Source organism: Rodentibacter genomosp. 1 (assembly GCF_001999285.1).
Classification (GTDB): Bacteria; Pseudomonadota; Gammaproteobacteria; order Enterobacterales; family Pasteurellaceae; genus Rodentibacter.
In genome coordinates this window covers 1-20,033 of sequence record NZ_MLHN01000018.1, presented here as the reverse complement: position 1 = coordinate 20,033, position 20,033 = coordinate 1, and the positions used below count along the sequence as shown (strand labels likewise).

Genomic DNA, 20,033 nt, shown 5'->3' with positions numbered 1-20,033 from the left:
TTTAGAAAGACAAAAATTTTGCAGATTATAATCGAAAGTGAAAAAAATCGCACCTTAAAATGCGAATACACCGTGTTCAAATAGGACTTTAACGCCCATAATCATCAGTATTAAGCCACCAAAAATTTCCGCTTTACTTTTAAATTTTTTCCCTAAAAAATGACCGCTCTTCACTCCAATAAAAGAAATCATAAAAGTTGTAAAACCAATCACCCATACCGCTTCGATAATATTCACATGCAAAAAAGCAAATGAAATACCAACAGCCAAAGCATCAACGCTTGTTGCCAAACCCAAAGTAAGTAGCCGTTTAACATTGATTATCTCCAAAATCTGTTCTTCTCCCTCGTCGGTGAAACCTTCACGAATCATATTTGTACCAATTAACAATAGGAGAATGAAAGCAACCCAATGATCCCAATTTTGAATCATTGCGCTAAATTGTGAACCTAATACATAACCAATAAACGGCATCATGGCTTGAAAACAACCAAAACACAAAGCAATTATTAATCCCTGTTTCCAACAAAAAGATCGCATTGCTAATCCTTTGGAAATGGCAACAGCAAAGGCATCCATCGAAAGCCCTAATGCAATAATCCATAATGTATAAAATGCCATTACTCTCAGCCTTTACTTACCAATACAGAATGAGCTGAAAATATTTCCAAGCAGATCATCGGAGGTAAATTGTCCCGTGATTTCACTTAGATTCGTTTGAACTAAACGCAATTCTTCCGCCAATAATTCTCCCGCATGAAATTCCGTCAATTGTGTTAGACCAATTTGTAAATGCTCTGCGGCTTTTTCTAAGGCATCTAAATGACGACGACGTGCCAGAAACCCACCTTCCATACCGGTTTGAAAGCCCATTGTCTTTTTTAGATGATCACGTAGTAATTGCACACCTTTGTGGGTTTGAGCAGATAGTCGAATCACTTGATAGCCGTTTTCTTCCGTCAATCCATCCGACTCGCCGCTTACATCAATTTTATTACGTACTATCGTAACGGGAATTGTAGCGGGTAATTTTTCCAAAAATTCTGACCGCACTTTGTCGAGATCTAGAGTATCAAGCTCAGTACTATCAAGCATTAAAATAATACGATCAGCCTGTTCAATTTCCGTCCATGCTCGTGAGATGCCAATTCGCTCGACTTCATCTGTTGCATCACGAAGTCCTGCCGTATCAATAATATGCAGTGGCATACCATCAATATGAATATGTTCACGCAACACATCACGTGTTGTTCCGGCAATCTCAGTCACAATCGCGGCTTCACGTCCGGCAAGGACATTCAACAAACTGGATTTACCCGCATTCGGACGACCTGCAATCACGACCTTCATCCCCTCACGCAAAATCGCACCTTGTTTTGCTTCACGGCGTACATCATCTAATTGGGTAATAATTCCACGTAAATTCGCTTCAATTTTACCATCGGCTAAGAAATCAATTTCTTCATCAGGGAAATCAATTGCCGCTTCCACATAGGTGCGTAGGTAGATAACTGAATCAACCAATTCATTCACTTTACGGGAGAATTCACCTTGTAGGGATTTTAACGCTGAGCGCGCGGCTTGTTCAGATGTTGCATCAATTAGATCTGCAATAGCTTCAGCTTGGGCTAAATCTAATTTATCATTCAAAAAGGCTTGTTCAGAAAACTCTCCCGGACGTGCTAAGCGAATCCCCTCAATTTGCAAAATACGTTTCAGCAATAAATCAAGGACGACTTGCCCACCATGCCCCTGTAATTCCAATACATCCTCACCCGTAAAAGAATGGGGAGATTTAAAATATAAAGCAATGCCTTGATCCAACACTGTTCCATCTGCATCTTTAAAGGGCAAGTAATCCGCTATTCTTGGTTTTGGACACTTACCTAATACCGTTTGTGCAACACGGGTTGCTAACGGGCCTGAAATTCTTAAAATCCCAATACCACCACGCCCCGGTGCGGTAGCTTGAGCAACAATTGTCTCTTTCATAAAAACTCTTCTAAGAATGACCGCACTTTTATTGCGGCTTAAAATAAAATAGGGTGATTACACACCATCGAAAATATATTCAAATACTCAATGATAAAAAAGGCACCTTTCGATGCCTTTTCTATATAGTTAAAGATTATTTCTTACGAGAATGTAGTCCTTTTTTCTCTAACCCACGATAAATTAGCTGTTGCTGTACAATGGTAATTAAGTTAGACACCAACCAGTACAGAACTAAACCTGACGGGAACCAAAGGAAGAAGAACATAAAGATTAATGGCATAAAATTCATCACTTTTTGCTGCATTGGATCAGCCACCGGTGTCGGCGACATTTTTTGCAACAAATACATCGAAATCCCCATCAAAATCGGCAGAATGTAATATGGATCTTGTGCAGATAAATCTTGAATCCAACCAAAGAATGGCGCATGACGAAGTTCAACGGCTTCCATAAATGTCCAATATAACGCAATGAAAATCGGCATTTGCAGAAGGATGGGTAAACAACCACCTAATGGATTCACTTTTTCCTCTTTATAGAGTTTCATCATTTCTTGGCTCATACGCTGACGATCATCACCAAAACGTTCACGCATTTCTTGCATTTTTGGTTGTAGCATACGCATTTTCGCCATAGAGGTATATTGTGCTTTAGTGAGAGGGTATAAAATCGCTTTAACAACGATAGTTACACAAATAATCGCTAAACCCCAGTTAGACACAATACTTTGAATGAAAGTAAGCAACCAGAATAACGGTTTTGCAATAAACCATGCCCAACCGTAATCAACGGTTAAATCTAAGTGATTTGCAACTTTTGCCATATCATTTTGAAGCTTAGGGCCTGTCCATAATGAGCTGGAAATTGTTTCTTGCGCACCGGCAGGAATTGTTACAATCGGACCACGATAACCGATAGAAGCCACATTATTTTTTGTATCGGTGAGAGTATAAAGTTGATTATCCACATCTTGATTCGGAATCCATGCAGAAACAAAGTAATGTTGTAATACTGCGACCCAACCGGCTTTGGTATTGATGGAAAGATTAGCATCTTTCATATCCGAGAAGCTGTATTTTTTATAGTTGGTTTCTGATGAAGAGTAAGCCCCACCGGTGTAAGTTGGCATCGCCACATTGCCGCTACTTTCCACTAATGTATGTTTTAATTGACCATAAGGCTCTATCTCAATAGCTTCAGTACTTTGGTTATTGATTTTATAATCTACACTAAGATCATAGCTACCACGTTTTAAAACAAAGACTTTTTGATAGGTTATCCCTTCTTTTTCAAAAATTAATGGAACAGAAAGAGAATCTTGCCCTTCTGCTAATTTGAAATGATCACCTTCAATTTGATATTGTGCACGTCCGGATTTGGTATCAATCCCATTTTTACCAATCAAGCCACTTTGTGCGATATAAATATGTTCCGGAGAATCTTTTAGTAGCACAAATGGTGTTTTAGAATCTAACTCAGCATCATATTTCAAGAGCTCAGAACTTACTACATCTCCCCCCAAAGTATCTACTTTCAAGCGTAAAACATCATTTTCTAGGGTAATTAAACGCCCTTTAAGTGCTGAATCAGACGCAATTTGTGTCGATGAAGAGGAACTTTCAGGTACATCTGAAATAATTGAAGTTGTTTGTGCAGGTACAGGCGGTGGATTTTTATCCATTTGCCATTGCTGATAAACAAGGAAAGAAATAAAAATTAGTGCTAACACTAACAGGCTACGTCTTGAGTCCATTATTTTTTCTCATCGTTATTATTGGTTTTTGGTGGAACCGGATCGAATCCACCCGCATTCAAAGGGTGACATTTTAATACACGTTTTAATGTAAGCCAACCACCTTTTAACAATCCATGGTTTTTTAAAGCCTCGATGCCATAACACGAACAAGTAGGAACAAATCGACAACGGGGGCCAATCAAAGGACTGATAATAACTTGATAAATTCGGATTAAAGCAATTAAGATTTTTGAGCCAAGCGAATATGTCGTAGCCATAATTTTTCCAGCGTTTGACGAAATGTGACATTATCAAGCTTCGCTATCCCGCCTTTTGCCACAAAAACAAAGTCACAAGCAGGTAGCTGGTGTTGATACAAGCGAAAACTTTCACGCACTAAACGCTTAATTCGATTGCGATCATGCGCACGTTTTAAATGTTTTTTAGCGACAGTTAAACCCAATCTGGGATGTTCAAGGTTATTTTTTCTGGCGAGAATACTTAGTTCAGGCGTGCTAGCTCGAAACGGTTGTTCAAAGACATTTTTAAATTGAAGGGGAGTTAGCAGACGTAACTCCCTAGAAAAGTTTAGTTTAACCACTAAGAAAGCGATTATGCAGATAAACTTTTACGACCTTTAGCACGACGACGAGCTAAAACTTGACGGCCGTTTTTAGTTGCCATACGAGCGCGAAAACCGTGGGTACGGCTACGTTTTAATACTGAAGGTTGAAATGTACGTTTCATTGTAATCTACCTAAATCAAAAAATTATCGTGTTTTGAATCCAAAACAGGGGTTAAAAAAATAGAGCGCAATTCTAAACATAAATTGGGCTGCCGTCAAACAAAGAAAGGGATATTTATCAAACTATCGCCCGTTTGTTTAAAAAATCAGGGCGGATTATACTGATTTCAGCAAGAATCTCAAGCAAACCTTTTTATCCTTTTCTCTCTTTTGAAAGAAGATTTTTTTTCAAAATTATAGTAGAATCCGCAAGAATTTTTGACCGCACTTTGAATTGTGATTTACTACGCATTACAAATGGAAAAAGCATAACCTAAGGATAATTTATCGTGAGCCTTTCTAATCTTTGGCAAAGCTGCCTTTCTCAATTGCAAGATCAAGTTTCAGCGACCGATTTAAGTACTTGGCTTCGTCCACTACAGGCTGATGTTGTTTCTGAAGATCAAATCGTGCTTTATGCTTCAAATATGTTTGTCAAAGGTTGGGTAGAAACACACTACCTTGCACAAATTCACCAAATTTGCCAAACACTTTCACAAAATCCCAAGTTACAAATTATCCTTAAAGAGGGCGTGAAACCCACGCCTAAAACAGTGCCACCGGTACCGTCTCAACAAAGAGAAAGTGCGGTCAATATTGGGGCTGAAATTGAAAGACCACAGAAGTTTGAATCACACCTCAACACAAAACATTTGTTTGAGAATTTTGTGGAGGGGAAATCTAACCAATTAGCTCGAGCGGTCGGGCAAAAATTGGCACAAGCCCCCGGTGAGGCGGCTGCCAATCCCTTTTTCTTATATGGAGGTACCGGTTTAGGAAAAACCCACTTATTGCACGCTATTGGCAATGGGATTTTAGCCAATAAACCTCATGCCCGTGTCCTTTACATTCACGCAAATAATTTCATGCAACACATGGTAAAAGCGATGCGTGATAATAATATGGATCAATTTAAAAAGTTTTATCGTTCACTTGATGCCCTTTTAGTGGATGATATTCAGTTTTTCGCCGAAAAAGAAAAAACCCAAGAAGAGTTTTTCCATATTTTCAATAACTTATTTGAGACTGGTCGCCAGATTATTTTAACCTCTGACCGCTATCCTAAAGAAATTGAGAAAATTGAAGAACGCTTAAAATCCCGTTTTGGCTGGGGATTAACCACAGCTATTGAACCACCGGACTTAGAAACCCGTGTAGCAATTTTATTGAAAAAAGCGGAAGAGCATCAAATGCACTTACCGGAAGAAGTGGCATTTTTTATCGCTCAACGTTTACGCACGAATGTACGTGAATTAGAAGGGGCACTCAATCGAGTGAAAGCAATGCAGGATTTTAAAGGTGGCGAGATTAATATTGATTTTGTGCGTGATACTCTAAAAGATATTCTTGCTTTACAAGAACGTTTGGTGACGATTGATAACATTCAGAAAACTGTAGCGGAATACTATCGAATCAAAGTGTCGGATTTAAAATCCAAAAGTCGTCAACGCTCGGTAACCCGTCCTCGCCAAATTGCTATGGCTCTGGCAAAAGAATTAACCAACCGTAGTTTACCGGAAATTGGACGTGCTTTTGATCGTGATCATACCACCGTGCTAAACGCTTGCCGTGAAGTGCCAAAATTTCGTGAAAAAGATAATAGTATTCAAGAAGACTGGGCGAATTTAATTCGTACCTTATCTGCATAAGGAGCCACCATGCAATTTAGTATTTCTAGAGAAAATCTCTTAAAACCGTTACAACAAGTTTGTGGCGTATTAAGCAGTCGCCCAAATATTCCCGTATTGAATAATGTATTACTGCAAATTGAAAATAACCGCTTAACCATTACCGGTACGGATTTAGAAGTCGAGCTTTCAACGCAAACTCAACTTTCTTCTTCCACAACAAATGGTAACTTCACTATTCCGGCAAAAAAATTCTTAGATATTTGCCGCACATTATCTGACGAATTTGAAATTACCGTCACATTTGAAGAAGATCGTGCAATTGTGCAATCAGGCAGAAGTAAATTTAATCTCACCACGCTTCCTGCAGAAGACTATCCAAATCTAACCGATTGGCAATCGGAAGTAGATTTTGCCTTACCACAAAATACCTTACACCGTTTAATTGAAGCGACCCAGTTTTCGATGGCAAACCAAGATGCGCGCTATTTTTTAAATGGTATGAAATTTGAAACGGAAGGTAACTTACTCCGTACCGTTGCAACGGACGGACACCGACTGGCAGTTTGCACCATTGCTCTTGATCAGGAATTACAAAATCATGCGGTCATTTTGCCACGCAAAGGGGTGCTGGAATTAAATCGTCTGTTGGAAAGCAGTGAAGAACCTGCCCGTTTACAAATTGGCACGAATAATCTTCGCATTCATCTCAATCATATTACCTTTACATCAAAATTGATTGATGGGCGTTTCCCTGACTACCGTCGTGTATTACCACGCAATGCCGATAAAATTGTAGAAGGTCATTGGGATACCCTAAAACAAGCTTTTGTGCGAGCCTCTATTCTTTCCAATGAACGTGTACGTAGCGTACGCTTAAACTTAAGTGAAAACCAACTTAAAATCACCGCCTCCAATCCGGAACACGAAGTGGCGGAAGAAATTGTTGATGTGATCTATTCCGGTGAAGAACTGGAGGTCGGTTTCAATGTTACTTATATTCTAGACGTACTTAACGCTTTAAAATGCCAACAAGTACGTATTCGCCTAACGGATGCGTCCTCTAGCTGCTTAATTGAAGACTGTGAAGATAGCAGCAGCGAGTACGTGATTATGCCAATGCGTCTATAAAATGGCAATTTCCCGTTTACTGATTGAGAAATTTAGAAATTTAAATGCCGTTGATCTTGAATTAGATCGCGGCTTTAACTTTTTAGTCGGCAATAACGGGAGCGGAAAAACCAGCTTGTTAGAAGCAATTTTCTATCTCGGGCATGGGCGTTCCTTTAAAAGTGCGGTCACAAATCGCATTATTTCTTATGATGAACCACACTTTACGTTGTTTGCGAATATCCAAGAAAACCAACATCAGTGGTCAATAGGATTACAGAAACTTCGCCAAGGTAACAGCATTGTTAAAATCAATGGTGAAGATGGAAACAAAATTTCCGATCTTGCTCACTTACTCCCGATGCAGCTTATCACACCGGAAGGCTTAACTTTGCTTAATGGCGGGCCAAGCTATCGCCGAGCATTTTTAGATTGGGGTTTATTCCACCATCACACTCATTTTCATTCTGCTTGGCGCAACCTAAATCGCCTATTAAAACAACGCAATGCTGCACTCAGTCAACATCAACCCTATGCAGCAATAAAAATCTGGGATATTGAATTATCAAAACTGGCTCACGATGTTAGTACTTGGCGTTCAGAATATGCAGAAGCCTTACGCCCAAATATTGAAAAAACCTGCCAACTATTTTTACCGGAATTAGAGATTAGCGTCAGTTTCCATCAAGGTTGGGACAAAGATACTGAATATAGTGATTTACTGGAACAAAATTTTGAGCGAGATAAATCCCTTGGCTACACGTTTTCCGGGCCACAAAAAGCAGATTTTCGTTTTAAAGCGAATGGATTGCCTGTGGAAGATGTGCTTTCTCGCGGACAATTAAAATTACTGATGTGTGCCTTACGCCTCGCCCAAGGCGAACATTTAATGGAAGAAAAGCAACGCCATTGTATTTTTTTAGTAGATGATTTCGCTTCAGAATTAGATCCACTCAAACGAACATTACTCTCAGAACGCCTACAACAAATTGGTTCACAAGTTTTTGTCACTGCAATCACATTAGAACAGCTGAAAGAAATGCCAATGGAAAAAGGGCAATTATTTGATGTGAAAGAGGGTGTGATCCACGCTTTATAAGCGCTCTCTTTCCTCACAAAAAATCACGCCAAATACAATATCAAGCGTAGTATTCTCTCCATTACTCAATTCCCTTTCCTTTCGTTACGAGGTCGTACCTCTCCCTAATAATGCATAGATATTCATCAAAAATGTGATTCATATCACCTTTTCTAAAAATAAAGGCAAGTAAACTAAAAATTTATTGCTATAATCCGCGCGGCTTAAATTTATCAAACTTAATGTAAGGAGCGTCAATGAGCATTGCTATCATTATAGCTACTCACGGGGTAGCAGCCGAACAGCTTCTCAGAACTACTGAGATGCTAATAGGTGAACAAGAAAATGTAGCATTTATTGATTTTGTCCCAGGTGAAAATGCAGAAACCATTATGGGCAAATATCAACAAAAATTATCAACTGATCTCGCACATTGTGATCAAGTACTCTTTTTAGTCGATACTTGGGGTGGTAGCCCATTTAATGCGGCAAATCGTGTTGCCGAAGGCAAAGACAACATTGATATTGTCACCGGGGTAAATGTGCCTATGTTAGTAGAAACCTTTATGGCTCGAGATGATGAGCCGTCTTTACCGGAACTGGTCGCCATTGCTTTAGAAACAGGTCGCACCGGTGTTCGAGCTTTACGCTTTGATGAACCGGAAGAAACTCAACCAAAACAGACCGATCTTGCACAACCGGATAAACCGGCTCAAGTAGATAATCAAGGGAATGGGCATTTAACTATTGGTTTAGCTCGAATTGATGATCGCTTAATTCACGGTCAGGTAGCCACCCGCTGGACAAAAGAAAGCAAGGTGAGCCGTATCGTGGTTGTCAATGATGATGTGGCAAAAGACAGCGTACGTTCCACTATGCTGAAAAGCGTTGCACCACCGGGTGTCACAGCGCATGTTGTGGATATTGATAAAATGATCCGAGTTTACAATAACCCTGAATACACTGATGAACGAATGATGTTACTCTTCACCAATCCAACAGATGTAGTGCGTTTAATGGAGGCTGGGGTAAAATTCGATTCTATCAATATCGGGGGAATGGCATATCGTGAAGGTAAAAAAATGATCACTAGCGCCGTTGCCGTAGATGACAAAGATATTGAAGCCTTCAAACAATTAGATGCCCAAGGCATTGAATTGGATGTGCGCAAAGTTTCAAACGATAGCCGTCAATATATGATGGATTTATTAAAGAAAAATAACTTAATCTAAGGAAATCACTATGGAAATTTCTACTTTACAAATTGTGCTGGTCTTCCTTTGTGCCTGTATTTCAGGTATGGGATCTATTCTTGATGAATGGCAAACACATCGTCCGTTAATTGCTTGTACTCTTATTGGCTTAGTGCTAGGCGATATGAAAACAGGGATTATTGTGGGTGGTACATTAGAATTACTCGCTTTAGGCTGGATGAATATCGGTGCAGCACTTGCGCCTGATGCGGCATTAGCTTCCGTGGTTTCAACTTTGTTAGTGATTGTTGGCGGACAAGATATTCCAACGGCAATTGCTCTGGCGATTCCACTTGCAGCTGCCGGACAAGTTCTCACCTATGTGGTGCGTGCAATTACCGTGGGTTTCCAACATGCCGCGGATAATGCGGTAGAAACCGGTGATTTAACCAAGCTTGATTGGATTCACCGTTCTGCACTTTTACTTCAAGCAATGCGTATTGCGATTCCGGCTTTAATTGTGGCTTTAACAGCCGGCACAGATAGTGTACAAACAATGTTACAGGCAATTCCGCCAGTGATTACAATGGGATTAAAAATTGCAGGAGGCTTCATTGCCATTGTAGGTTATGCCATGGTCATTAATATGATGAGGGCAGGCCACCTAATGCCATTCTTCTATGCCGGTTTTGTTATCGCAGCATTTACCAATTTTAACTTGGTCGCATTAGGTGTATTGGGAACGGTTATGGCGATCCTTTACATCCAACTTCACCCTAAATACAACCAAAGTAAAAATGTCGTACAAACGGTAAGCAACGATAATCACCTTGACAACAGATTAGACTAATGAGAGGCAAATTATGACAACAGAAGTAAAAAAAGTAACACAAAGTGATTTAAATGCGGTTGTCCGCCGCTCTAATTTATTTCAAGGTTCTTGGAATTTTGAACGAATGCAGGCTCTAGGCTTTGCTTATTCAATGGCACCTGTTATTAAACGTTTATATCCGGATCCTCACTCACAAGAACGTAAGGATGCAATGAAACGCCACCTTGAGTTTTTTAATACTCAACCTTTCGTTGCGGCCCCAGTATTAGGTGTAACCATTGCAATGGAAGAAGAAAGAGCTAATGGAAAACCAATTGATGATGCCGCAATCAATGGGATCAAAGTCGGATTAATGGGGCCTTTAGCCGGTGTAGGTGATCCTATCTATTGGGGAACCGCACGTCCTGTATTTGCCGCATTAGGGGCCGGCCTAGCTCTAAACGGTAGTATTCTTGGTCCGCTACTTTTCTTTATTCTCTTTAATTTGGTGCGATTGGCTACTCGTTATTTTGGTGTCACTTATGGTTATAAAAAAGGCTTAAATGTGGTACAAGATATGAGCGGTGGTTTACTACAAAAACTCACCGAAGGTGCTTCTATTCTTGGCTTATTTATTATGGGGGCATTAGTACAAAAATGGACAAGCATTAACGTTCCTCTTGTTGTCTCCGTAATAGAAAAACAAGACGGCACAGTAGAAACGACAACTGTACAAGGCATTTTAGATAGTTTAATGCCGGGGTTATTGCCATTATTACTTACCTTTGCTTGTATGTGGTTATTGCGTAACCGAGTCAATGCATTATGGATTATCATTGGTTTCTTCGCTATTGGTATCTTTGGTGCATGGACAGGTATTCTGGCATAACCCGCTCTCATAAAATATACCGCTTGATCAAGCGGTATATTTTCAGCACAACATCACAAATTATATAATCTGCCCCAATCTCATTTTCAATATGAGTGTTTTTATTTAAAGGTAACTTATGGTAAATGTCATCTTATTCCTCACAATCCTTCTCTTTTTTTCCTATGCAATTTACGAACAATTCCTCATAGAAAAGAGAAAGGGACAAACCAAATTAAAAGTTCCATTAAAAAAACAACATAAAATTGATTCTCTGATCTTTATTGGCCTAATTATAATTTTGGTTTATCAATCTTTTACACAATCAGGCTATATTTCATCAACCACCCTATTTTTGCTAGCTGCCATTATTATATTGGCAATTTACAATACCTTTTTCCGTACCTCGATGCTCATATTCAAAACCGAAGGCATTTTCTATCTCAATATTTATATTGATTATCAAAAAATACACCAATTAAATCTCACTCAAAATAATATTTTAATCATTAATTTGAAGAATAAAAAATCTCTCTTTGCTCCTCTAGCTCGAGAAGAAGACGGCCAGCGTGTAGTAAATTTTTTCGGTGCAGACAAATAATGGATTAAGATAAAAGAGATAGAGAGATTTTCTTTAAAAAGCTTGTTGATTGATAGCAAATATAAAAATACTATAAAATGGTTGACGCTTAATAATTTAGGAGGAAACATGACCAACCAACCAACCAACCAACCAACCAACCAACCAACCAACCAACCAACCAATAGATTATATCTTTTCTTCTGACTGGTTTAGCCATAATTTACCGTCTTTAGATGCAATTTTTAACCATTTTAAACCACAAAAAATATTAGAAGTAGGTTCCTTTGAAGGGCGTTCGACGGTTCATTTCTTAGAAAAAGCACTTGAGTTCCATCGTGAAATTGAAATTCACTGTATTGATAGTTGGGAAGGTGGGCGTGAACATATAGGACGTTGGGATATGAGTTCTGTTGAAAACCGCTTTGACCATAATCTCAATTTAGCTTGTCAAAAACTCAACAAGTTAAAAATTGCAATAACAAAACATAAAGGCTACTCTCATCCTAAAATGATTGAATTACTCGCCAATAGTTATAACAATTATTTTGATTTTATTTATGTGGATGGTTCCCACGAAGCACCTGATGTATTACTTGATGCCCTACTTGCCCACAAATTGGTAAAAATCAACGGTATTATTGCATTTGATGATTACCTTTGGTCACCAAACAAGCCAACTGAAGATGATCACTATTTGTTAGTAAAACCTGCGGTGGACCATTATGTCAATACTTATCAACGAAAAGTACATGTACTTCAGGGACTACCCGGATATCAGCTATATGTGCAAAAATTAACTGATTAAGTACAGGATAAAAGAGAATTTTTGAGAATTAAAACAACCTGCTCCCTAGCTTGAAATTATCCAAGCTAGGGAGCAGATTCCTTATCTCTTAATTACCCTCTAATAATAGAGTATTAACTCATTGAAAAATACGCTTATTCAAACTCATCAAGCCACTTCAATAAAATCGCTTCAAGAATCGCCTCGTTAGATTTCTGTGGATCATCATCAAAACCATCTAATTCACAAATCCACTGATGTAAATCCGTAAAACGTACGGTTTTAGGATCAAGATCTGGGTAGCGATCATACAATTCTTCCGCAATACGTTGTGAATCCGTCCATTTCATTAGTGAGCCGCCTCATTAGCATGATTAAGATTATATTTTGGAATTTCCACTACTAAATCTTCCTCACCCACAACACACTGGCAAGAAAGGCGGCTATCCATTTCTAAACCCCAAGCTTTATCCAACATATCTTCTTCTTGATCGCTGGTTTCATTTAAAGAATCAAATCCCTCACGAATAACCACGTGACAAGTGGTACAAGCACAAGAACCATCGCAGGCGTGGTGAATCTCTACCCCAGCATTATGTGCGATGTCTAATAAGTTATCACCGGTAGCCGCATCCACGACCATACCCTCTGGGCAAAATTCTTCATTTGGTAAAAAAATCACTTTTGGCATAATACTTTCCTCAAATCACAATGCTTAAAAAACAACTTAGGTTAAATAAATCATCTCAATTTAACCGCTCTTTTCCTTACAATTCTTCCATATCCGATACATTCTTACCGGTTAAGGCTCGATTAATACTGGCATTCATTCGCCTTGCAGCAAATTCTTGCGTAGCAGCATCTAAGGCTTTGATACCCTGAGCGATAGCATGACGATCATGACCTTGTTTCAGGGCTATCAATTGTTCCAACACCGCCTCAATATGGTGAAATTCTTCAGTGCTAAGCAACGCTGAACCATCTGCCTGTAATGCCACAATCACACTCTCAATCACACGATCGGCGTCCACACGTTGCTCCGCCAACTCACGAGCCTGCAAATCTTCTTGTGCATGGTCAAAGGAAGATTTGATCATCGCCGTCACTTCTTCATCCGTTAAACCATAAGAAGGCTTAATTTGAATAGATGCCTGCACTTTTGTAGATTTTTCCATGGCAGTGACACTTAATAAACCGTCAGCATCCACTTGATAGGTCACTCTAATATGCGCAGCACCGGCAGCCATTGGCGGAATGCCACGTAGGGTAAAGCGCCCCAGTGAACGGCAATCTTCCACTAATTCACGCTCACCTTGCACAATATGTACAGACATAGCCGTTTGACCGTCTTTAAAGGTAGTAAATTCTTGCGCTCGGGCAACAGGAATCGTGGTATTTCGTGGAATGATTTTTTCCACCAATCCCCCCATAGTTTCAATACCAAGTGAAAGCGGCACGACATCAAGCAATAACATATTGGCATCGGTTTTATTGCCAACTAAAATATCCGACTGAATCGCCGCCCCTAGTGCAACGACTTTATCCGGATCAATGGACGTTAATGGTGTTTTACCAAAAAACTCGCCAACTTGCTCACGAACATAAGGCACACGTGTTGAACCACCGACCATCACTACATTTTGAATCTCATCTGCCTCCACATTCGCATCTTTTAATGCTCGGCGACAAGCGAGTAACGAGCGTTTTACAAGAGGATGAATTAATTCATTAAATTGATCACGTGTCATTGTAATGGAAAAATCTTGCCAAGAAATGACCGCACTTTCCGTCTTGCTCAAAGCAATTTTTGTTTGACAGGCAAGGGTTAACAGTTCACGTTGCTGATTGACATTTTGTGGTTGGCACTGTGTTTGTTTGACCACCCAGTCAGCAATGCAATGATCGAAATCATCGCCCCCCAATGCTGTATCACCACCGGTTGCTAATACCTCAAACACACCTTTGGATAAACGCAGGATAGAAATATCAAAGGTGCCACCGCCTAAATCATAAACGGCAATAATCCCTTCTTGGCCACTATCTAAACCGTATGCTACTGCCGCTGCGGTAGGTTCATTTAATAAGCGTAATACATTCAATCCTGCCAAACGTGCAGCATCTTTCGTACTTTGGCGTTGAGCATCATCAAAATAGGCAGGGACGGTAATCACAACCCCTGAAAGTTCTGAGCCAAGACGCTGTTCTGCGATGTGGTTTAAATGTGCCAAAATATCAGCCGACACTTCCACAGGGCTTTTTTTCCCTTGGTTTGTGAGAATTAATGGCAAGCCATTTTCACTTGACACAAAATCATAAGGCATCGTTGGATAGCGAGCCTGTACATCACTTAAGCTCCGACCGATTAAGCGTTTGGCGGAAATTACCGTATTTTTAGGATCACTTGATGCTTGAGCAAACGCGCCTCTCCCCACCTGTTTGCCATTTTTTCCATAATACACGACGGAGGGGACGAGGCTATGATCTTGCTCATCATTTAAAATCAGGGCTTGCCCGCTTCTTACGGACGCAATCAAGGAATTGGTTGTCCCTAAATCAATTCCTACCGCTAAACGATGTTGATGAGGCGCTGCGGTTTGTCCGGGTTCTGAAATCTGTAATAATGCCATAATATTTCTTTTCTATTTCAATAAGTTATTCCACAGAATAAGCCATTTCAAATTTATCTTTTTTAACGAAACAGGCATTATAATGGGTTTCAATATTCACTTCACGTTTTTGGCGTTGATCCATTGTCATCGCTTTATCTTCGTTTAAATCCGGAGTGAAGACAAACACTTGGTTACCATCAAGTTGTTTCACTTCTTCGTGCCAATTTTGCCAAAATAAGCCTTGGTAGAACGCTTCCAAATCGCCATTTAATGCCCAAGCTAGAAACTCCGTATAAGTAAAATTCAAATTATGCCAAACTAAATCTTTTGGCGAAAAATAGTAAACTTTACCGAGATTATTCCCCAAAGAACCACCGTTTAACGCAAAATAGCCCCCAATGACATCATCTGCCGCCAATAAATATTGCGGTTTTTCCCCTGATTCTTTAAAAGATTTACTAAAATTCCAATCCATCAGCCCCCGTGGTAATTGAAAGCTCCCTGAGCCTAAAATACGTAACCAACCATAATGAATAAGAATACCACCCGTTTCATAAATCACTGCGCCCATAGGGGATGAAGTAGGCATTTGCATGGTAAATAATTCACGTTCAGCACTAGACTGATCTTTCTTTATGACTCGGCAATGATTGCGAGCCTGTTCAATCCATTTTAAAAGTGTAGGCCAAGCAGAAGCTTCTGGGGAAATCAATTGTTCGAGAGTTTGCATAATAGGGTTACATCACTAAAAGTGCGGTCATTTTCACCGGCACTTTATCATTCAAAAAAGCGTTCCTCTACACGTTCAATTTCTTCTTTGAGTTTACGTGTAAAGCGTAATTTATCACAAAGTTGCGTGGTCTGAGTCCACTGTTGGGTCTGGATACTATGAGAAAGTGCGGTCAATAATTGCTGTGTTTCTTGCTGGATTTCGGCTGCCAGTGCATCCAATGCTTGTTCATTTTTTTGGCGTTCTACATTTTCCAACTGCTCACGCCATTGTAACTGTTGCATTAAAAACGCCATATCTTGTGTACTCTTTTGTTCAATATCTTGTTGTTCACCTAGGTGAATTGCAACAATCGCTTCTGCACGAAGAATCGGATCTTTTAACGTTTTTAAGGCATCATTCACTTCTGTTGATTTTTGCATTGCCACTCTCTGCTCTGAGGCACTGGCGGAAACAAAATTATCAGGGTGTAAAGCCTTTTGTAATTCCAGATAACGGCTATTTAACGCTTGTGTATCCAACTGGAAATCAACAGGTAAATCAAAAATTTCAAAGGGATTTAACATTATCTTTTAACTCAAACTTAAACGTGGAAACTTTCACCGCAGCCACAGGATTCCTTCACATTTGGATTATTATATTTGAACCCCTCGTTCAAGCCTTCTTTGACATAATCCAATTCGATACCTTTGAGATACACTAAACTTTTTGGATCGACAATCACATTTACACCGTGCTGTTCAAAGACTTGATCTTCCTCATTTAATACATCCACAAACTCAAGTACATAGGCTAAACCGGAACATCCTGATGTTTTCACCCCTAAACGCAAACCGATACCTTTTCCTCGGTTGTCCAAAAAAGCCTTTACGCGTTGTGCTGCTTTTTCTGTTAATGTAATACTCATTCTTCCCCCAAGAAATCAACAAAAGTGCGGTTAAAATCAACCGCACTTTTTTATTTATTCACCTTGCTTTGCTTTATAATCGGCAATTGCTGCTTTTATTGCATCCTCAGCTAAAATTGAACAGTGAACTTTCACCGGTGGCAGTTCTAATTCTTCCGCAATTTGGCTGTTTTTAATGGCACCGGCTTCCTCTAAAGATTTGCCTTTCACCCATTCTGTAATCAATGAGCTTGATGCAATCGCAGAACCACAACCATAGGTTTTAAATTTCGCATCTTCGATGATACCATTTTCATTCACTTTAATTTGTAGTTGCATCACATCACCACAAGCCGGGGCACCAACCATTCCCGTGCCAACCGTGCTGTCTTTTTTATCCATTGACCCCACATTGCGTGGGTTTTCATAATGGTCAATTACTTTTTCGCTATAAGCCATATTAACTTTCCTTTTTCAAATCAATAATAAATGCCGTTTTATACTATCATCATCAACGGCAAATGAAACCTTAGTGAGCAGACCACTCAATGGTGTTGAGGTCAACCCCTTCTTTGAACATATCCCATAATGGAGATAAAGCACGCAATTTTTCAACCGCACCTTTCATCAAATTAATGGTGTAATCAATTTCTTCTTCGGTTGTATAACGTCCCAGAGTGAAACGAATTGAGCTATGTGCTAGTTCATCATTCAAGCCTAATGCTCTTAATACATAAGATGGTTCAAGGCTTGCAGAAGTACAAGCAGAGCCGGATGAAACCGCAATATCACGTAATGCCATCATTAGTGATTCACCTTCTACATAATTAAAACTAATGTTTAAATTATTATCAAGACGATGTTCCATAGAACCATTAACATAAGTTTCTTCAATATCTTTCAAACCGTTATATAAACGGTCACGAAGCGCTTTCAAACGAGGCATTTCTGTTGCCATTTCTTCTTTTGCAATACGATAAGCCTCACCCATACCCACAATTTGGTGAACGGGTAACGTACCGGAACGCATACCACGCTCATGACCACCACCATGAATAATCGCTTCTAAACGCACACGTGGTTTACGGCGTACATACAATGCCCCAATACCTTTAGGTCCATAAAGCTTATGACTAGACATTGACATTAAATCTACCGGCAATTCGGAAAGATTAATTGCGACTTTCCCCACACTTTGGGTTGCATCAACATGGAAAAGAGTTTTATTTTCACGGCAAAGATCGCCTATCGCTTTAATATCTTGCAACACACCAATTTCATTATTTGCGTGCATAATAGACACTAAAATCGTATCAGGACGAAGTGCTGCTTTGAATTTTTCTAAATCAATGAGACCATCAGATTCCGGCGATAAATAAGTTACCTCAAAACCCTCACGTTCTAATTGACGACAAGTATCTAGTACCGCTTTATGTTCGGTTTTACAGGTAATAATATGTTTACCTTTGGTTTGATAAAAATGCGCAGCACCTTTAATCGCCAAGTTATCAGATTCTGTTGCGCCAGATGTGAATACAATTTCACGAGAATCCGCTCCGATTAAATCAGCAATTTGGTTACGTGCAATATCTACTGCCTCTTCCGCTTGCCAACCAAACTTATGGGAGCGTGAAGCCGGATTCCCGAACGTGCCATCAATGGTTAAAAACTCCATCATTTTTTTAGCAACTCGTTCATCTACCGGACAGGTTGCTGCATAATCCAAATAAATAGGTAATTTCATTTTCACTCCTAAAATCATTCTAAATTTGACCGCCTTAAAATAAACGGCTACTTTCCTATTGATTGACTAATATTAAATTTTCAGTGCGATGAGAATGAGCCTTAACATGCTTATTTACAAGCTCTGCCAGGGTAATGTCATTCAAAAAGCTTTCAATACGATTACTTAATTCTTCCCAAAGGGTATGAGTTAAACATTCCGTACCTTGTTGGCAATTTCCTCCTCCCAAACATTTTGTAACATGAATATTCTCATTCACTGCAGAAATAATCATGCCGACAGAAATTTGTTCGCTTGGTAAACCAAGTTGGTACCCCCCACCAGGTCCACGGACACTTTTTACCAATCCTCCACGGCGTAACTTAGCAAAAAGCTGCTCTAAATAAGATAGTGAAATATTTTGACGTTCAGAAATATCAGCAAGGTTTACAGGACCAACGCTAGAATTTAATGCTATATCCAAAACAGCCGTCACAGCATAACGCCCCTTTGAGGTAAGTTTCATAAAGTTTCCTTAAAAAATCCTGATAATCTTTACATATCCGACTAAACTAATCAACTATTTATTTTAGGCAAATTTACTCGTTTCTCAACCGCACTTAACATGCCACGTAAAATATTTAATTCGTTCTGTTCTATATTGATACGATTATATAAACGTCTTAACTTTTGCATCACACCTTGATTTTGAATAAACCCAAGATCTTGATATAGTCGCTCGGTATGCTTGAAAAAATATTCCATATCCTGTGCTGTTGCATATTGGCTGTCAGAACTGATATCAGAATACCTTTGTTCTATTCGCTGTACCATACGTAATTCATAGCAGACAAGTTGAACCGCCATGGCCAAATTTAACGAGGAATAGTTAGGATTAGCCGGAATCGTTAAATGATAATGACACTTAAGTAATTCATCATTATGCAAGCCCACACGTTCTCGTCCAAAAACGATAGCAACATTTCCTTGATGTTGTGCAACTTTTTTCGCACACTCTCTAGGCTCGATCAATGTGCTCTGTAGATGACGTAAACGTGCACTTGTACCTACCACTAAAGAGCAATCAGAAACAGCCTCATTAAACGTAGAAACAATATGTGCATTATTGACAATATCTTCCGCCCCAGCCGCAAGTGCAAGAGCTTGTTCATCAATTGCCTTAGGCGCAACAAGACATAGTTGAGAAAGCCCCATAGTCTTCATCGCTCTTGCCGCAGAACCAATATTTCCACTGTGTGAAGTTTCGATGAGAACAATACGGACATTATCAAGCATAATACTTTATTATCTGACTAAATATGAGGGATATTCTATCACAATAACCTTTAATTTAGGTCAGAATTTTCTTATCTTAATGATAAAGATTACTTATCAATAAAGTGGACAACTATAAATGAGAGAACGCAAAGACTAGCTTTTAGACTAGATGAGTAATATTAGAAAACTAAGAAAAACTTTAAGTATAAATTGGACAAATGGTGGGTCGTGAAGGAT

Annotated in this window: 24 protein-coding genes; 8 read left to right on the top strand and 16 right to left on the bottom strand. The window is 39.4% G+C overall.

What is annotated here, in order from left to right:
• Window positions 1-54: 54 nt before the first annotated feature.
• From BKK54_RS09455 to rpmH, 6 genes are all read right to left on the bottom strand, one after another.
• A complete protein-coding gene (locus BKK54_RS09455) occupies window positions 55-621 on the bottom strand; it encodes a manganese efflux pump MntP (RefSeq protein WP_077542835.1) in 567 nt (188 codons plus the stop codon).
• A gap of 12 nt (window positions 622-633) precedes the next feature.
• The gene (gene mnmE, locus BKK54_RS09450) at window positions 634-1,992 is read right to left on the bottom strand and encodes a tRNA uridine-5-carboxymethylaminomethyl(34) synthesis GTPase MnmE (RefSeq protein ID WP_077542834.1); all 1,359 of its coding nucleotides are present in this window, start codon (window positions 1,990-1,992) and stop codon (window positions 634-636) included.
• 136 nt (window positions 1,993-2,128) lie between these two features.
• The gene (yidC, locus tag BKK54_RS09445; RefSeq protein WP_077542833.1) at window positions 2,129-3,748 is read right to left on the bottom strand and encodes a membrane protein insertase YidC; all 1,620 of its coding nucleotides are present in this window, start codon (window positions 3,746-3,748) and stop codon (window positions 2,129-2,131) included.
• Window positions 3,748-4,008, bottom strand: a complete 261-nt coding sequence (yidD, locus tag BKK54_RS09440) for a membrane protein insertion efficiency factor YidD (RefSeq protein WP_077542832.1) — start codon at window positions 4,006-4,008, stop codon at window positions 3,748-3,750. The genes yidC and yidD overlap by 1 nt, the downstream gene beginning before the upstream one ends.
• Complete coding sequence (gene rnpA, locus BKK54_RS09435) at window positions 3,972-4,331, bottom strand: ribonuclease P protein component (protein ID WP_077542831.1); 360 nt, start codon at window positions 4,329-4,331, stop codon at window positions 3,972-3,974. The genes yidD and rnpA overlap by 37 nt, the downstream gene beginning before the upstream one ends.
• An 11-nt stretch (window positions 4,332-4,342) precedes the next feature.
• Window positions 4,343-4,477, bottom strand: coding sequence for a 50S ribosomal protein L34 (gene rpmH / locus BKK54_RS09430; RefSeq protein WP_005539760.1), 135 nt, complete (start codon window positions 4,475-4,477; stop codon window positions 4,343-4,345).
• Window positions 4,478-4,805: 328 nt separating this feature from the next.
• Between rpmH and dnaA the strand changes: the two genes are divergently transcribed.
• The 8 genes from dnaA (at window position 4,806) to BKK54_RS09385 (ending at window position 12,591) form a co-directional block, all read left to right on the top strand.
• The gene (dnaA, locus tag BKK54_RS09425; RefSeq protein WP_077542830.1) at window positions 4,806-6,164 is read left to right on the top strand and encodes a chromosomal replication initiator protein DnaA; all 1,359 of its coding nucleotides are present in this window, start codon (window positions 4,806-4,808) and stop codon (window positions 6,162-6,164) included.
• 9 nt (window positions 6,165-6,173) lie between these two features.
• A complete protein-coding gene (gene dnaN / locus BKK54_RS09420; protein WP_077542829.1) occupies window positions 6,174-7,274 on the top strand; it encodes a DNA polymerase III subunit beta in 1,101 nt (366 codons plus the stop codon).
• Window position 7,275: 1 nt separating this feature from the next.
• Window positions 7,276-8,352 carry a DNA replication/repair protein RecF gene (gene recF, locus BKK54_RS09415; protein WP_077542828.1) on the top strand — a complete coding sequence of 359 codons (1,077 nt, stop codon included), beginning with the start codon at window positions 7,276-7,278 and terminating at the stop codon, window positions 8,350-8,352.
• 236 nt (window positions 8,353-8,588) lie between these two features.
• Window positions 8,589-9,563 carry a PTS mannose transporter subunit IIAB gene (gene manX / locus BKK54_RS09410; RefSeq protein WP_077542827.1) on the top strand — a complete coding sequence of 325 codons (975 nt, stop codon included), beginning with the start codon at window positions 8,589-8,591 and terminating at the stop codon, window positions 9,561-9,563.
• Between the two features lie 10 nt (window positions 9,564-9,573).
• On the top strand, window positions 9,574-10,374 hold the full coding sequence (locus tag BKK54_RS09405) for a PTS mannose/fructose/sorbose transporter subunit IIC (RefSeq protein WP_077542826.1): 801 nt from the start codon (window positions 9,574-9,576) through the stop codon (window positions 10,372-10,374).
• 13 nt (window positions 10,375-10,387) lie between these two features.
• A complete protein-coding gene (locus tag BKK54_RS09400; RefSeq protein ID WP_077542825.1) occupies window positions 10,388-11,224 on the top strand; it encodes a PTS mannose transporter subunit IID in 837 nt (278 codons plus the stop codon).
• A 118-nt stretch (window positions 11,225-11,342) separates the two neighbouring features.
• The gene (locus BKK54_RS09395; RefSeq protein ID WP_077542824.1) at window positions 11,343-11,804 is read left to right on the top strand and encodes a DUF986 family protein; all 462 of its coding nucleotides are present in this window, start codon (window positions 11,343-11,345) and stop codon (window positions 11,802-11,804) included.
• 163 nt (window positions 11,805-11,967) lie between these two features.
• Window positions 11,968-12,591 (top strand): class I SAM-dependent methyltransferase, encoded by a 624-nt coding sequence (locus tag BKK54_RS09385; RefSeq protein WP_077542822.1) that lies wholly within the window; start codon window positions 11,968-11,970, stop codon window positions 12,589-12,591.
• Window positions 12,592-12,725: 134 nt separating this feature from the next.
• On the opposite strand, the gene iscX is transcribed toward BKK54_RS09385, so the two are convergent.
• The 10 genes from iscX to trmJ all read right to left on the bottom strand — a co-directional run bounded on the left by iscX (window position 12,726) and on the right by trmJ (window position 19,814).
• Entirely contained in the window at window positions 12,726-12,920 is a 195-nt protein-coding gene (gene iscX, locus BKK54_RS09380) for a Fe-S cluster assembly protein IscX (RefSeq protein ID WP_077542821.1), read from the bottom strand.
• Entirely contained in the window at window positions 12,920-13,261 is a 342-nt protein-coding gene (gene fdx, locus BKK54_RS09375; RefSeq protein ID WP_077542820.1) for an ISC system 2Fe-2S type ferredoxin, read from the bottom strand. Before fdx ends, iscX begins: the two co-directional genes overlap by 1 nt.
• 76 nt (window positions 13,262-13,337) lie before the next feature.
• Complete coding sequence (gene hscA, locus BKK54_RS09370; protein ID WP_077542819.1) at window positions 13,338-15,197, bottom strand: Fe-S protein assembly chaperone HscA; 1,860 nt, start codon at window positions 15,195-15,197, stop codon at window positions 13,338-13,340.
• A 25-nt stretch (window positions 15,198-15,222) separates the two neighbouring features.
• Complete coding sequence (locus tag BKK54_RS09365) at window positions 15,223-15,909, bottom strand: DUF2625 domain-containing protein (RefSeq protein ID WP_077542818.1); 687 nt, start codon at window positions 15,907-15,909, stop codon at window positions 15,223-15,225.
• A gap of 47 nt (window positions 15,910-15,956) precedes the next feature.
• On the bottom strand, window positions 15,957-16,475 hold the full coding sequence (hscB, locus tag BKK54_RS09360) for a Fe-S protein assembly co-chaperone HscB (RefSeq protein WP_077542817.1): 519 nt from the start codon (window positions 16,473-16,475) through the stop codon (window positions 15,957-15,959).
• A gap of 17 nt (window positions 16,476-16,492) precedes the next feature.
• Window positions 16,493-16,816, bottom strand: a complete 324-nt coding sequence (iscA, locus tag BKK54_RS09355) for an iron-sulfur cluster assembly protein IscA (protein WP_077542816.1) — start codon at window positions 16,814-16,816, stop codon at window positions 16,493-16,495.
• A 54-nt stretch (window positions 16,817-16,870) separates the two neighbouring features.
• Window positions 16,871-17,254: a Fe-S cluster assembly scaffold IscU gene (gene iscU, locus BKK54_RS09350; protein ID WP_077542815.1), complete on the bottom strand. Its 384-nt coding sequence runs from the start codon at window positions 17,252-17,254 to the stop codon at window positions 16,871-16,873.
• Between the two features lie 70 nt (window positions 17,255-17,324).
• Window positions 17,325-18,539 (bottom strand): IscS subfamily cysteine desulfurase, encoded by a 1,215-nt coding sequence (locus BKK54_RS09345; RefSeq protein WP_077542814.1) that lies wholly within the window; start codon window positions 18,537-18,539, stop codon window positions 17,325-17,327.
• Between the two features lie 55 nt (window positions 18,540-18,594).
• Entirely contained in the window at window positions 18,595-19,044 is a 450-nt protein-coding gene (iscR, locus tag BKK54_RS09340; protein ID WP_077542813.1) for a Fe-S cluster assembly transcriptional regulator IscR, read from the bottom strand.
• Between the two features lie 50 nt (window positions 19,045-19,094).
• Window positions 19,095-19,814: a tRNA (cytosine(32)/uridine(32)-2'-O)-methyltransferase TrmJ gene (gene trmJ / locus BKK54_RS09335; RefSeq protein ID WP_077542812.1), complete on the bottom strand. Its 720-nt coding sequence runs from the start codon at window positions 19,812-19,814 to the stop codon at window positions 19,095-19,097.
• Window positions 19,815-20,033: the final 219 nt, after the last annotated feature.

Bases quoted from the DNA above. Each gene is read 5' to 3' on its own strand.
- yidC (WP_077542833.1), bottom strand. From the start codon at position 3,748: ATGGACTCAAGACGTAGCCTGTTAGTGTTAGCACTAATTTTTATTTCT.
- manX (WP_077542827.1), top strand. From the start codon at position 8,589: ATGAGCATTGCTATCATTATAGCTACTCACGGGGTAGCAGCCGAACAG.
- BKK54_RS09365 (WP_077542818.1), bottom strand. From the start codon at position 15,909: ATGCAAACTCTCGAACAATTGATTTCCCCAGAAGCTTCTGCTTGGCCT.
- iscX (WP_077542821.1), bottom strand. From the start codon at position 12,920: ATGAAATGGACGGATTCACAACGTATTGCGGAAGAATTGTATGATCGC.
- BKK54_RS09455 (WP_077542835.1), bottom strand. From the start codon at position 621: ATGGCATTTTATACATTATGGATTATTGCATTAGGGCTTTCGATGGAT.
- yidD (WP_077542832.1), bottom strand. From the start codon at position 4,008: ATGGCTACGACATATTCGCTTGGCTCAAAAATCTTAATTGCTTTAATC.
- fdx (WP_077542820.1), bottom strand. From the start codon at position 13,261: ATGCCAAAAGTGATTTTTTTACCAAATGAAGAATTTTGCCCAGAGGGT.
- recF (WP_077542828.1), top strand. From the start codon at position 7,276: ATGGCAATTTCCCGTTTACTGATTGAGAAATTTAGAAATTTAAATGCC.
- trmJ (WP_077542812.1), bottom strand. From the start codon at position 19,814: ATGCTTGATAATGTCCGTATTGTTCTCATCGAAACTTCACACAGTGGA.
- dnaN (WP_077542829.1), top strand. From the start codon at position 6,174: ATGCAATTTAGTATTTCTAGAGAAAATCTCTTAAAACCGTTACAACAA.
- mnmE (WP_077542834.1), bottom strand. From the start codon at position 1,992: ATGAAAGAGACAATTGTTGCTCAAGCTACCGCACCGGGGCGTGGTGGT.
- hscA (WP_077542819.1), bottom strand. From the start codon at position 15,197: ATGGCATTATTACAGATTTCAGAACCCGGACAAACCGCAGCGCCTCAT.
- iscR (WP_077542813.1), bottom strand. From the start codon at position 19,044: ATGAAACTTACCTCAAAGGGGCGTTATGCTGTGACGGCTGTTTTGGAT.
- rpmH (WP_005539760.1), bottom strand. From the start codon at position 4,477: ATGAAACGTACATTTCAACCTTCAGTATTAAAACGTAGCCGTACCCAC.
- BKK54_RS09345 (WP_077542814.1), bottom strand. From the start codon at position 18,539: ATGAAATTACCTATTTATTTGGATTATGCAGCAACCTGTCCGGTAGAT.
- BKK54_RS09400 (WP_077542825.1), top strand. From the start codon at position 10,388: ATGACAACAGAAGTAAAAAAAGTAACACAAAGTGATTTAAATGCGGTT.
- BKK54_RS09405 (WP_077542826.1), top strand. From the start codon at position 9,574: ATGGAAATTTCTACTTTACAAATTGTGCTGGTCTTCCTTTGTGCCTGT.
- iscU (WP_077542815.1), bottom strand. From the start codon at position 17,254: ATGGCTTATAGCGAAAAAGTAATTGACCATTATGAAAACCCACGCAAT.
- BKK54_RS09395 (WP_077542824.1), top strand. From the start codon at position 11,343: ATGGTAAATGTCATCTTATTCCTCACAATCCTTCTCTTTTTTTCCTAT.
- iscA (WP_077542816.1), bottom strand. From the start codon at position 16,816: ATGAGTATTACATTAACAGAAAAAGCAGCACAACGCGTAAAGGCTTTT.
- hscB (WP_077542817.1), bottom strand. From the start codon at position 16,475: ATGTTAAATCCCTTTGAAATTTTTGATTTACCTGTTGATTTCCAGTTG.